Source organism: Flavobacterium sp. GT3P67, assembly GCF_004349155.1.
Lineage (GTDB): Bacteria > Bacteroidota > Bacteroidia > Flavobacteriales > Flavobacteriaceae > Flavobacterium > Flavobacterium ranwuense.
On sequence record NZ_SMLF01000016.1, the window covers coordinates 19,587 to 31,802 of the forward strand.

Annotated in this window: 13 protein-coding genes; 5 read left to right on the top strand and 8 right to left on the bottom strand. The window is 33.2% G+C overall.

The window, feature by feature from the left end:
• Positions 1–52 precede the first annotated feature (52 nt).
• The 3 genes from E0H99_RS16575 to E0H99_RS16585 are packed head-to-tail and all read right to left on the bottom strand — an operon-like array spanning position 53 to position 1,640.
• A complete protein-coding gene (locus E0H99_RS16575) occupies positions 53–349 on the bottom strand; it encodes a putative quinol monooxygenase (protein WP_131998245.1) in 297 nt (98 codons plus the stop codon).
• Positions 350–362: 13 nt separating this feature from the next.
• A complete protein-coding gene (locus tag E0H99_RS16580) occupies positions 363–782 on the bottom strand; it encodes a hypothetical protein (protein ID WP_131998248.1) in 420 nt (139 codons plus the stop codon).
• Between the two features lie 30 nt (positions 783–812).
• Complete coding sequence (locus tag E0H99_RS16585) at positions 813–1,640, bottom strand: S-adenosyl-l-methionine hydroxide adenosyltransferase family protein (protein WP_131998251.1); 828 nt, start codon at positions 1,638–1,640, stop codon at positions 813–815.
• A gap of 182 nt (positions 1,641–1,822) precedes the next feature.
• Between E0H99_RS16585 and E0H99_RS16590 the strand changes: the two genes are divergently transcribed.
• Positions 1,823–2,773 (top strand): PhoH family protein, encoded by a 951-nt coding sequence (locus tag E0H99_RS16590; protein WP_131998254.1) that lies wholly within the window; start codon positions 1,823–1,825, stop codon positions 2,771–2,773.
• Positions 2,774–2,857: 84 nt separating this feature from the next.
• Here E0H99_RS16590 and E0H99_RS16595 read toward each other — a convergent pair whose 3' ends face one another.
• Together E0H99_RS16595 and hmpA are read right to left on the bottom strand one after the other, a co-directional pair.
• A complete protein-coding gene (locus tag E0H99_RS16595) occupies positions 2,858–3,286 on the bottom strand; it encodes an RrF2 family transcriptional regulator (RefSeq protein WP_131998257.1) in 429 nt (142 codons plus the stop codon).
• A gap of 10 nt (positions 3,287–3,296) precedes the next feature.
• The gene (gene hmpA, locus E0H99_RS16600; protein WP_131998260.1) at positions 3,297–4,499 is read right to left on the bottom strand and encodes an NO-inducible flavohemoprotein; all 1,203 of its coding nucleotides are present in this window, start codon (positions 4,497–4,499) and stop codon (positions 3,297–3,299) included.
• Between the two features lie 228 nt (positions 4,500–4,727).
• Here hmpA and E0H99_RS16605 point away from each other — a divergent pair, with 228 nt between their 5' ends.
• The 3 genes from E0H99_RS16605 to E0H99_RS16615 all read left to right on the top strand — a co-directional run bounded on the left by E0H99_RS16605 (position 4,728) and on the right by E0H99_RS16615 (position 9,015).
• The gene (locus tag E0H99_RS16605) at positions 4,728–5,543 is read left to right on the top strand and encodes an HAD family hydrolase (RefSeq protein ID WP_131998263.1); all 816 of its coding nucleotides are present in this window, start codon (positions 4,728–4,730) and stop codon (positions 5,541–5,543) included.
• A gap of 62 nt (positions 5,544–5,605) precedes the next feature.
• Complete coding sequence (locus E0H99_RS16610; protein WP_131998266.1) at positions 5,606–7,954, top strand: S9 family peptidase; 2,349 nt, start codon at positions 5,606–5,608, stop codon at positions 7,952–7,954.
• Between the two features lie 107 nt (positions 7,955–8,061).
• Positions 8,062–9,015, top strand: a complete 954-nt coding sequence (locus E0H99_RS16615) for a phosphoribosylaminoimidazolesuccinocarboxamide synthase (protein WP_131998269.1) — start codon at positions 8,062–8,064, stop codon at positions 9,013–9,015.
• A gap of 76 nt (positions 9,016–9,091) precedes the next feature.
• Here E0H99_RS16615 and E0H99_RS16620 read toward each other — a convergent pair whose 3' ends face one another.
• From E0H99_RS16620 to E0H99_RS16630, 3 genes are all read right to left on the bottom strand, one after another.
• Positions 9,092–9,631: an SRPBCC family protein gene (locus E0H99_RS16620; RefSeq protein WP_131998272.1), complete on the bottom strand. Its 540-nt coding sequence runs from the start codon at positions 9,629–9,631 to the stop codon at positions 9,092–9,094.
• Positions 9,632–9,654: 23 nt separating this feature from the next.
• Positions 9,655–10,116 (bottom strand): DUF1801 domain-containing protein, encoded by a 462-nt coding sequence (locus tag E0H99_RS16625; RefSeq protein ID WP_131998274.1) that lies wholly within the window; start codon positions 10,114–10,116, stop codon positions 9,655–9,657.
• Between the two features lie 187 nt (positions 10,117–10,303).
• The gene (locus E0H99_RS16630) at positions 10,304–11,392 is read right to left on the bottom strand and encodes a M42 family metallopeptidase (protein ID WP_131998277.1); all 1,089 of its coding nucleotides are present in this window, start codon (positions 11,390–11,392) and stop codon (positions 10,304–10,306) included.
• A gap of 82 nt (positions 11,393–11,474) precedes the next feature.
• Between E0H99_RS16630 and E0H99_RS16635 the strand changes: the two genes are divergently transcribed.
• Positions 11,475–12,152 carry a DUF4294 domain-containing protein gene (locus tag E0H99_RS16635; RefSeq protein ID WP_131998280.1) on the top strand — a complete coding sequence of 226 codons (678 nt, stop codon included), beginning with the start codon at positions 11,475–11,477 and terminating at the stop codon, positions 12,150–12,152.
• Positions 12,153–12,216: the final 64 nt, after the last annotated feature.

The following is a 12,216-nucleotide window of genomic DNA, read 5'->3' on the forward strand; positions in this document are numbered from 1 at the left end:
TTATTCGTTGATTTGTTTATTCGTTGATTTGAAACAGCTAACAGAACACTGATCACTGCAAACTGGCCACTTTATCTACGCTCCACGCTTCCGGCTTGTCGTTGAATAATTTCTTGGTGAATGTCCAAACATCGTAAAAAAGCTCGGAATTTCTGTAATTTTCTAAATCGACTTGGGTTTCCCAATAACTGTAGGTAAAGAAAATACTTTTATTGTTTTTGTCCTGATACAATTCTAAGAAACGGTTTCCTGGTGCGTTTCGTATTTTGTCTTTCATTAACTCAAAATTTTCTAAAAACGCAGGAATATTTTCCTCGTGAAAACTCAATTTTACTATTCGTATAAACATTTAGATTTTAGATTTAGGATTGAAGATTGATGATTTTAGATTTATCTATTTTGTGGTCTAAATAAAACTTTATTGATAAAGTAACAAGTCCAGAAATAGTTAGTATCAAAGTTTTGATTGGCCAAAAATTAAAATTTTCTACAGCCAAGGTAAATGTAATTAAAGCTCCAAAAAATAAATATATTCTAATATTTTTCTTGTATAAAATTTCTATTAATGAATTTTGAATAATTGTGGATATTCCAAATATATAAGTTGAATATAATATAGTTAATCCCCAAGTAAAACCAGTTTTAGTAGGTGTATGAAAAAATTTTCCAACATTCCATAAAATAAAAATTAAAAAATAATAATTCATCACTTGTATTAAGCTGGCTAAAATTCCAAATATCATAATTCTTTTTATCATTAGTTGCTCTACTTCTGAAATCATAAATCTTCAATCTAAAATCAAAAAAAATGTTTAACTAAACACTATATTTATAATATCCCTGTAATTCAATCCAAGCAAACTATTTGCGGATCCAACTTTAGAAGGATTGCTTCTGAAAATGGCAATTTCAAGAAAACCGGCTTCGTTGAAAATAGCTAATTTTTCCCCTTCGTAGGATTTGATTGGGTATTTATCAGAACTCGCAATTGCGGAATAATTGGGTAAAATTGTTTTGATATTTTTGGTTTTCAAAACAATTTCATACGGCCTTCCTTTGGCAACTTCGATAAAATATTTTTTAGAAATATTGGTAATTACATTCCCAAAATGATCAATATAAATCACATGACCTTTTAATGAATTCCCATCATCCGAAATAGTGGCTTGCAGATTTGTAACTTGCTTAATCGTATTTATTTCTTTGCCAATGACGTTCATTAAACCGCCTTTGGCTAAATGGCAGGCTACTTTTACAAACACATCAAGATCAGTAGCTTCACTTGGCAAACGATCATGAATATTAATCGCGACCATTTTTTGCGGAACAATTTTTTGCGAAAGCATGCTTAAAATCCCATTATCTGCGGCAATAAAATAATGATCGTTCCATTGCATCACAATATGCTGATTCTCTTTATTGGATTCCATATCCACTCCTATAAGATGAACCGTACCTTTTGGGAAGCTCGCATACGATGCTCCAATAATGTAATTTGCTTCTACTGTGTTGAATGGATCAATATCATGTGAAATATCAATAATTGAAGCTTCGGAATACTCAGACAAAATCTTCCCTTTCAACGCACCTACAAAATGGTCTTTCAATCCGTAATCAGTAGTAAGGGTAATTATTGACATAAATTTGTTTATAACTATTGGTGTTATGTAAACCTTATTTTATTAAATTTGAGAAGTGCAAAGCTAATAATAGTAAACTCAAAAAACGAAAAACAAAAAACAAATTCTATTTAAAAACAAGAAATATACCCGACAGCCAATTGATTTATAAAAAAATTAATTCTAATTTAAAACTACCTCATTTGAACGAAAGAATAATCGAGCTCATAGACATCGCTCCAAAAGACTTTTGGGGCGCTCAAGACACTCATCTTGAAACAATTAAAAAATATTACCCAAAATTGAAGATTGTCGCTCGGGGAACAACTTTAAAAGCTTTTGGAGAAAAAGAGGTTTTAGACGAGTTCGAAAAACGTTTTCAACGGTTAATGCTTCATTTTACACGGTATAACACTATCGATGATAATGTTATTGAACGCGTTATTCTTAGTGACGGTCAAGACGAAAGAAGAGCCTTGGGACATGATAAAATTTTAGTACACGGAGTAGGAGGCAAAATCATCAAACCTATGACGGCCAATCAACAATTGTTGGTAGACACTATGGCAAAAAATGATATGGTTTTTGCTGTTGGACCTGCAGGAACCGGTAAAACCTATACCGGAGTTGCCATGGCAGTAAAAGCATTGAAAGAAAAAGAAGTCAAACGTATTATACTTACGCGTCCAGCAGTAGAAGCAGGGGAGAACCTAGGATTTCTTCCTGGTGATATGAAGGAAAAACTGGATCCTTACATGCAGCCGCTTTATGATGCTTTACGGGATATGTTGCCTAATGAAAAACTAGAGGATTATATCTTGAAAGGAATTATTCAGATAGCGCCATTGGCATTCATGCGTGGAAGAACGCTGGATAATGCTTTTGTGATTTTGGATGAAGCCCAAAACACAACGCATTCCCAAATGAAAATGTTCTTGACGCGTATGGGGAAAAGTGCCAAATTTATGATTACTGGTGATCCCGGTCAGGTCGATTTACCACGAAGAACCATTTCAGGTCTTAAAGAAGCTTTGTTGGTTCTAAAAGATGTGGATGGAATTGGGATTATTTATCTGGATGACAAAGACATCGTAAGACACCGATTGGTCAAAAAAGTGATTGATGCCTATAAGCAGATTGAAAATAATGATTAAAACAAAAAACGCTCTTTATATAAAGGGCGTTTTTTTATGAATTTTTTATTTTGAAAAGAGGATAATATAAATGCTTTTTAAATTTTATGTGGTTTGAAACATAGCATTCCAATTATTAAATTCCAGATCGGAAAGTTTAGATTTATTTAGACTCTCAAGAAAAGCGAGATAAGCAGTGTTGAATAGTGATTTTAATTTGCAATTTTGAGATTGAAAAATACAAGGTTTTGAATTGCAATTTACAACAGGACTATCATCTTGTTCCAAAAGGTGAATCAAATCTCCTAATGGTATTTCTCTTGCTTTGTCAGAAATTATGATTCCACCATTTTTACCTCTTTTGGTATGGATTAACTGATTTGCTGATAAGAATTGAACCACTTTAATAAGATGGTTTCTTGAGATTTTGAATGCTGCTGCTAACTCGTCTAAAGAACTTAAAGGAGTTTCTTTTTTTTGATCTAAATACATCAAAACGCGCATACTAAAATCAGTAAAGTGATTCAATTTCATAAGAGTTTTATTAATTAAGGCTTAGTAATTGGGGACCAAATTCTTCATAAAGTATATTTTCTTTGTTGACTCCAAGTTCAACTAGGGATTGATATTGAACTTTTATAAAAAGAGCAGGTCCGCAAATATAATATTTTGCATCCTTAATAAGAATTTCTTCTTTGATTTCGAGTAAATTCACTCTGCCTTCAATAGCACTTGTTTCGGATTCGGGTAAAGTTTCATAAAAAACAAATGAAGTCAGCCATGTATTTTCATCATTTAACTCTTGAATAGTTTCTTTAAAAGCGTGAACATTTTCGTTACGACAGCTATGAATCCATACCGTTCTGTTTTTTTGAAGTGAGTTTTTATTGGTCTCAATCATACTCATCATAGGAGTAATTCCAACACCACCACTTACAAGAACTAGTGGGGTTTTAGAATCAGGATCTGCATAAAAAATACCGGCGGGAGCACTTACCTCAATACTGTCGCCTTCTTTTTTATTATGCAGTATATTGGAAACAATTCCGTTAGGAGTGCTGTTTATTCCTTTTTCTTTTTTTACCGAAATTCTATAAAATTCATTATTGGAAGCTGAAGATAAACTGTATTGTCTGGGCTGTTTATGACCTAGTTCAGGGATAAACGTACTCACGGAAATATACTGCCCTGGATAAAAATCGGCTATATCTTTGTTGTCTTCCGGTTTAAGATAAAATGATATAATCTCATCGCTTTCTTCAACAATTTTAGAGATTATAAAGTTTCTCCATCCTTTCCAGCCTCCTTTTTTATTGCTGGCTTTCTGATACATTTCGGCTTCAAGGCCAATCATAATTTGAGCTAATTCTTGATAGGCGCAAGTCCATGCTTCAATCAATTCTACAGTGGCTAAATCTCCCAAAACTTCTTTAATTGAACCAATTAAATGGCTACCAACTATATCGTATTGTTCTGGGGCAATATTTAAACTTACATGTTTGTTTCCAATTGATTTTAACACGTTTATCAATACACTTGGGTTTTCAATATTTTCAGCATAAGCTAGAACGGCTCCTGTTAATGCATTTTGTTGTTTTCCGCTGGCTTGATTGGCCATATTAAAAATATTTTTTAACTCTGGATTATTTTTTAGCATCCTTTGATAAAAGTAGGCAATCAAATCATTCCCATTTGATTTTAAAATCGGCACTGTTGCTTTAATTAATTCTTTTTGAATTGTATTCATGATAGTATTTCATTTAATTTTTTACAAATATAGCTACAATTTATAATTGTTGTATTTAAAATACAACAATTAAATTTTTTTTAAAATATAAATCGCATTCCTGCTTAAAGGAAATGAATAGGAGAGGTGATTTTGAAATGGGTTTTTTGCTAAACTTTTCTTTAATCTTTGTATATCTCTTTAAAATGCAATAAATTTGGAATTATTAAAAATGACAGTTTAAAAAAAATGATTTCAACAGAAAAAATTAAAGTCGTAATTAGCGATTTAGACGGAACTTTACTCAATTCAGACCATAAAATATCCCAATATACCAAAACCGTTTTTCAAGAACTCCACAATCAAGACTATTTAATAATTGTTGCTACTGGCCGTCATCATCTCGATGCACTGGATATTGTAGAAGATTTGGGTTGTCCGGTTTATCTGGTAACTTCAAACGGAGCCAGAATCCATTCGCCTCAAAAAGAGCTTCTTTTTTCTTTTGATATTCAAAGCGATGCTATAAAATCTGTTTTTGATTTACAAATTGATCCCGAGATTACTACTATTTTATTCAAGGAAAATCTTTGGCAGACTAATAAAAACAACGAAAAACTGAACAGTTACCAAAAAAAATCCAAATATCTGCCCGAAATTGTTGATTTTAAGACGCTGGAAGATTTTGAAAGTATAAAATTTTATTTCACTCATGATAACCATCAAAAATTAGTTGATTTAAGAGACCAAATTCTAGAAAAACATCCGGACGATTTTAGCCATGCTTTTAGCCTTCCTTTTTGTTTGGAGTTTATGGATAAATCAGTAGATAAAAGTGTAGCTATTGCCAAAATTTTGGAAAAAGAGAATTTTGTTTTCGAACAAACAATTTCTTTTGGAGATGGATTTAATGATGAAAACATGCTTAAATCTTCTGGTAAAGGTTTAATTATGGGTAATGCACCCGAAAGTTTAAAAGATAGACTTTCTCATTTAGAAGTGATTTTAACTAATGATAACGAAGGAGTTGCAAAATATATATCGCAGCAACTATTAAATAATTAAAGGCCTTTAAATAAGCACTTTTGAAAATAATTTTAGAATCCTTTTTTAATAAAAACAGTAAAATGAACAAAAAAATAATCCTTGTTATCTGTATTTTGTTTTCCATAACAATTCAAAGTCAAACGCTAAAACTGGAAGAAATCATGAAAGGTAATACTTTCATCGGTGCACAACCGGAGAATGAAAGATGGTCTTTAGATGGACAAAAAGTTTATTTTGATTGGAATCCAAATAATGAATTGGGTACAAGTACTTATTTTTGGAAAAACGGATTGTCAAAACCAGAATTAGCTTCGCCAAATGAAGCTGCTTTTTCAAAATTAGAATTTAAAAAATCAGCAAACCCAGATTTGTATTATTATATCGATAAAGGAAGATTGTTTTCGTATGTTGCAAAAAGTAAATCATCCAAAAAACTGTACCAACAAAGCAGTCCAATTTCTAATTTGCAAATGGGTTCTTTACCTGGAATACTTTATTTCAGACAAAATGAAAACCTCTTTGAGTTCAATACCAATGAAGGTTCCATTATTCAAATCACTAATTTCAGAAAAGGAAAAGGTGAAGATGCTGCAACTGAAAAAGTGTCTTTTTTGAAAAGTCAGCAGGAGGAATTATTCCAATTTATCAGAGATCAGGAAGCGTTGAAAAAATGGAATTTGGCAAAATCAAAAGCTATAAAATCGGATTTCCCAAAGCCTTATTATTATGGAAAAAATACTTTTGGAAGTTTAAAAGTGGATCCAAAAGGAAATTACGCTACCTTCAGATTAATAGAAGATTCTGACCGTAAAAATGAAAAAATGGAAGTTTTCATTACCGCTGACGGCTACAACCAAATCGAAAATACTAAGGAAAAAGTTTCTGTAGATAATTTGGTAGCAACCAAATTTGGAGTGTACAACATCGTCAAAGATTCTGTTTATTTTGTGGATTTTTCATCATTAAGCCACATTCAGGATACACCTAAATATTTAGAATTATATGAAAAACCAAAAGCTACAGAAAAGAAAAACAAATTAATCGTAGTTCAGGAGCCTATTTACAATGAAAATGGATCTTTTACCACTGCCGAAATCAGAAGTCAGGACAACAAAGACCGCTGGATTGTCAGTCTGAATTTAGAAAAAGGAACTTTTCAGGAATTAGATTATCAGCATGATGAAGCTTGGATTGGCGGACCCGGAATTCCTTCCAATTCTTTTGGAAGAGGGACACTTGGATTTTTGGCAGACAATGAAACTGTTTATTTCCAATCGGAAGAAACAGGTTATTCCCATCTGTATTCGTATAATTTAAGATCAAAAAAGAAAACACAACTGACCAAAGGGAATTGGGAAGTGCGCAACGTGAGTTTGTCAAAAGATAAAAAGTCTTTTTATTTGACAACTAATACAACGCATCCAGGGAACAGGAATTTTTATAAATTAGAAGTTGCAAATTCGGTTTTGGAACCTATTTTGACTAAAGATGGTGCACATGAAGTGAGTTTATCTCCAGACGAAAACACATTATTAGTTCGTTATTCGTATAAAAATAAACCTTGGGAATTGTATGTAGCACCTAATAAAAAGAATACGATTCTAAATCAAATAACGTCTTCGACTAGTGAAATTTTCAAAGGATATTCTTGGCGTGAACCGGAAGTGATTACTTTCAAGGCGCAGGATGGAACTCCCGTTAATGCCAGATTGTACAAACCACAAACTGTGAATGCGAATAAAGCAGCAATCATATTTGTTCATGGTGCTGGTTATTTGCAAAACGCGCATAACTATTGGAGTACATACCACAGAGAATATATGTTTCATAATTTATTGGTCGATTTAGGCTATACCGTTTTGGATATTGATTATAGAGGAAGTGATGGATATGGACGTGATTTTAGAACAGGAATTTACCGTTTTATGGGCGGAAAAGATTTGACAGATCAAATTGACGGTAAGAAATATCTAGTCGAAAATTACGGAATTGACGCTTCAAGAGTTGGAATTTATGGAGGTTCTTACGGAGGTTTCATTACATTGATGGGAATGTTGACGACTCCTAAAGAGTTTGCATCGGGTGCTGCATTGCGTTCTGTTACGGATTGGGCACATTACAATCATGGTTATACTGGAAACATTCTTAATTTCCCGGAAACGGATCCGGATGCTTACAAAAAAAGTTCTCCAATCTATTTTGCAAATAATTTAGAAGGAGATTTATTGATGCTTCACGGAATGGTAGATGACAATGTAGAATACAAAGATATTGTTCGTTTGTCTCAGCGTTTTATAGAATTGGGTAAGAAAAAATGGAATCTTTCCTCATTTCCAGTTGAAGCACATGGTTTTAAAGAAACCTATTCTTGGGTTGATGAGTACAGCCGAATCTTAAATTTATTCAACGATACGTTGCTTAAAAAATAGTTTCAGAGATAAAAATAAATGTAAGAGTTCCGTTCTTTTCTTTGCGTAACTCTATGAAATAGTTTTAAATTTGCAGGAACAAAAATAAACACACACAAACTATTATAATGAGCAATACAATCACAACTACTAATTTTAATTTTCCAAACCAGAAATCTGTTTACCGAGGTAAAGTAAGAGAAGTTTACAACATCAATGATGAACTTTTGGTAATGGTAGCTACGGACAGGCTTTCGGCTTTTGATGTAGTTTTGCCAAAAGGAATTCCATATAAAGGTCAAATTCTAAACCAAATTGCTACTAAATTCATGGAATTGACTGAGGATATTGTTCCTAACTGGTTAATTGCAACTCCTGATCCTAATGTAGCTGTTGGTCATTTATGTGCCCCTTTCAAAGTAGAAATGGTAATTCGTGGCTATCTTTCAGGTCATGCTGCTCGTGAATATGCTCTTGGCAAAAGAGAAATTTGTGGAGTGAAAATGCCTGACTATTTGAAAGAAAATGATAAATTTCCGGAGCCTATTATTACACCAACTACGAAAGCAGATAATGGAGAACATGATGCTGATATTTCTCGTGAGGATATTTTATCGAAAGGAATTGTTTCTGAAGAAGATTATGTTGTTTTAGAAAAATTCACAAGAGATTTATTTCAAAGAGGAACTGAAATTGCAGCCAGTCGTGGTTTGATTTTGGTGGATACTAAATATGAATTTGGTAAAACTAAAGAAGGTGTAATTGTCTTGATTGATGAAATTCACACACCGGATTCTTCTCGTTATTTTTATGCTGAAGGATATCAAGAACGTCAAGATAAAGGAGAAGAGCAAAAACAATTATCGAAAGAGTTTGTTCGTCGTTGGTTAATCGAAAATGGTTTTCAAGGATTGGAAGGACAGCAAATTCCTAATATGACTGACGAATACATTGAAACAGTTTCTGAAAGATATATTGAATTATACGAAAATATCTTAGGAGAGAAATTTGTGAAGGCGGATATCTCTAATATAGATGAAAGGATCGAAAAAAATGTTTTGGAATATCTAGCGAATAAATAGAAGAATTTTTTATAAAAGGTAAATAAAAAAACCGCAATTCATAATTGAATTGCGGTTTTCTTTATGAGAAAGTGTGTTATTTTTCTAAAACTACTTTTAGATTATTCAATCCATCTTGCAAATCTTTTCCAAGCATTTCTTCCATATTCATAAAAGGCAGCATTAGATTCATTGGATAAGGCATTTTTCCATCAAAACCCCATTTTACTTTGGTTTGATTTGGCGAAATAGCTTCAGTTATCATATAGGCATTATCAGTGGATTCAAACGGAACTTTGAAACGCAATTCAAAATCGATTCGTTCGCCTTCTACTATTTTTTTGATTTCCTGTTCGCCAACGCCCACATTTTTATCTTTACTATCCCAGCCTGCAATGGCACCAACGGTTCCGTCAGTTCCGGTAAATGTTTTCTTCATCGCAGGATCTTTTGAAGACCAAACGCTAAAATTGTTTTGATTTTTCAAATACTTCACATAATTGAAAACACTGTCTTTGGGTTGGTTGATCGTAATCTCTCTTACTACAGCATATTCTTTTGGCAGAAATAAAGCAATTAGTAAGGCCAGAGCAATGATTCCAAGTAAGCCTAAAAGAATTTTTTTGATGATGCTCATGATTTTTAATTTTAAGTTAATGATTATTTCGATTTTTTAATTTGAGATTCATAACAAGTAATCCATTCTTCAACAGACATTTTTTGGACGAGTTCTGTGATTAAATCAAACGGAATTTGACCTAATTTCTTAAATCGGATGCAACTTTTTCCCATATCTAATTTTTGGATGTTGTGTTTTGGATATTCGGTAACAAACCAATTTAGTAATTCGGGGTTTGCATAAATTCCCATGTGATATACCGCGATGAAATTTTTTTGGGAAGCGACACCTATAAATGGTAGTGGTAATTCAGGAGTACAATGATATCCGCTTGGGTAAATGGAATGTGGAACTACATAGCCCATCATGCCATAAGACATTTGTTCAATGAATCCTTTTGGAATATTTTTAAGGATTATTTCTCTAAGTTCAATCATCACCTTTTTCCTGTCCTCAGGAAGTTCCTTTAAATATTCGGCTACTGATTGTGCTTTTGATTGCATTAATAGGATTTTTATGAAGTAAATTTAATAAAAAAAACTGCAATTCATAATTTGAAATGCAGTTTTTTACCTTGATTACTTCACCTTGGCTCTACTTTTAGCGGAGTTCTGTGAACTTCATTTGGAGTGGAAATCTTTTCCTTTGAAAAGGAAAAGATTTAGTGAATAGCGGGATTAGCTCCTAAAACTATTTAAAATAGGAGAATGTTTCCTCGTTTTCTAGCTTCAGCAACGTTTCATATATAAGTTTAATCACGTTTTCTACATCATCGCGATGCACCATTTCAACCGTGGTATGCATATAACGTAATGGTAATGATATCAAAGCTGAGGCAACACCTCCATTACTGTACGCAAATGCATCGGTATCTGTTCCGGTAACACGAGAGGACGCCAATCTTTGGAACGGAATTTCTTTTGCCATAGCGGTTTCTAAAATCAATTCTCTCAAATTATTCTGAACTGCCGGCGCATAAGTTACTACAGGACCTTTACCAATTTTTGTATCTCCTTCAATTTTCTTTTCGATCATTGGAGTAGTGGAGTCATGACAAACATCAGTAACAATGGCTACATTTGGCTTGATGGTTTTGGTAATCATTTCGGCACCGCGAAGACCTACTTCTTCCTGAACCGAATTGGTGATATACAAACCAAAAGGAAGTTTTATTTTGTTTTCGTGTAACAAACGAGCGACTTCAGCAATCATAAATCCACCCATACGGTTGTCAATCGCACGACAAACAAATTTGTTATCGTTCAAAATCATGAATTCATCAGGATAGGTAATCACGCAACCTACATGAACGCCCATTTTATCTACCTGCTCTTTTGTTTCACAACCAATGTCAATAAATAGATTATCCACTTTAGCTACTTCCTCTTTACTTCTATTGCGGGTATGAATGGCCGGCCAGCCAAAAACACCTTTTACAATTCCTGCTTTAGTATGAATATTGACCCGTTTTGAAGGTGCAATTTGGTGATCTGAACCGCCGTTTCTGATCACATAGATCAATCCGTCATCAGTGATATAATTTACATACCATGAAATTTCGTCGGCATGACCCTCAATTACTACCTTATATGGAGCATCAGGATTTATAATTCCTACCGCTGTACCGTAGGTATCCGTTATAAAAGTATCAACATAAGGTTTCAAATAGTCCATCCATAATTTCTGGCCGCCACTTTCATAACCTGTAGGGGAGGCATTATTAAGATAGTTTTCTAAAAAGTCAAGTGACGACTTGTTTAATATTGATTTAGTACTCATAAAATTATTTTTTTGCTAAATTATAAATTTGGCATTACAGTTGTGTATATAATGTATAATTTTGGCAATTAAATTTTCCTATATGAAGCTAATTAAATTTTTGTTGTTTTTTCTATTCACCAGCCTATCTATTAATGCGCAGGTAATACCTCAAGATACTACAAAAATGGGGTATGAATTAGGAGATGATGAATACATTCCGAATGATACTATTCAATTACCGGAAGTATTAGTATATAAGGGAAAAATGGATCCCGAAGCAAGAAAGCAATTTTTAATTCTCCAAAACCGTGTTTATAAAACCTATCCTTATGCAAAACTAGCTTCAGAGAGATTGTCGAACCTAAATAGAGGAATGGCAAACCTTAAAACAAATAAGGAGAAAAAACGATACTTTAAGATAGTAGAAAATTATTTGAGTGACGAGTTCGAAGCTAAACTCAAAAAGCTTTCCCGTAAACAAGGTCAAATATTGGTAAAGTTAATACATCGTCAAACAGGTACCACAACCTATGAGTTGGTGAAAAATCTTAAAAGCGGATGGAAAGCATTTTGGTCTAATACTGCTGCAAGTATGTTTGACATCAATTTAAAAACAAAGTATGCGCCTTTCGATGTTAATGAAGACTATCTGATAGAAACTATATTGGTTCGGGCATTTGATTCCGGAAGATTGCAAAATCAGAATCCGGCAAAACCAGTTGATTATGATAATCTAACTGATTCCTGGGAATCCAGAGCTGAAAAGCTGAAAAAATAAATATCATTTGTGCGTTCCTCCTTATATAAAGCGAGGCAATTATCTTAGCGGGTAGTTGCCTCGC

Excerpts from the sequence above, each read along its gene's own strand:
- E0H99_RS16575 (WP_131998245.1), bottom strand. The coding sequence starts at position 349 with ATGTTTATACGAATAGTAAAATTGAGTTTTCACGAGGAAAATATTCCT.
- E0H99_RS16580 (WP_131998248.1), bottom strand. The coding sequence starts at position 782 with ATGATTTCAGAAGTAGAGCAACTAATGATAAAAAGAATTATGATATTT.
- E0H99_RS16585 (WP_131998251.1), bottom strand. The coding sequence starts at position 1,640 with ATGTCAATAATTACCCTTACTACTGATTACGGATTGAAAGACCATTTT.
- E0H99_RS16595 (WP_131998257.1), bottom strand. The coding sequence starts at position 3,286 with ATGAAATTGAATCACTTTACTGATTTTAGTATGCGCGTTTTGATGTAT.
- hmpA (WP_131998260.1), bottom strand. The coding sequence starts at position 4,499 with ATGAATACAATTCAAAAAGAATTAATTAAAGCAACAGTGCCGATTTTA.
- E0H99_RS16605 (WP_131998263.1), top strand. The coding sequence starts at position 4,728 with ATGATTTCAACAGAAAAAATTAAAGTCGTAATTAGCGATTTAGACGGA.
- E0H99_RS16610 (WP_131998266.1), top strand. The coding sequence starts at position 5,606 with ATGAACAAAAAAATAATCCTTGTTATCTGTATTTTGTTTTCCATAACA.
- E0H99_RS16615 (WP_131998269.1), top strand. The coding sequence starts at position 8,062 with ATGAGCAATACAATCACAACTACTAATTTTAATTTTCCAAACCAGAAA.
- E0H99_RS16620 (WP_131998272.1), bottom strand. The coding sequence starts at position 9,631 with ATGAGCATCATCAAAAAAATTCTTTTAGGCTTACTTGGAATCATTGCT.
- E0H99_RS16625 (WP_131998274.1), bottom strand. The coding sequence starts at position 10,116 with ATGCAATCAAAAGCACAATCAGTAGCCGAATATTTAAAGGAACTTCCT.
- E0H99_RS16630 (WP_131998277.1), bottom strand. The coding sequence starts at position 11,392 with ATGAGTACTAAATCAATATTAAACAAGTCGTCACTTGACTTTTTAGAA.
- E0H99_RS16635 (WP_131998280.1), top strand. The coding sequence starts at position 11,475 with ATGAAGCTAATTAAATTTTTGTTGTTTTTTCTATTCACCAGCCTATCT.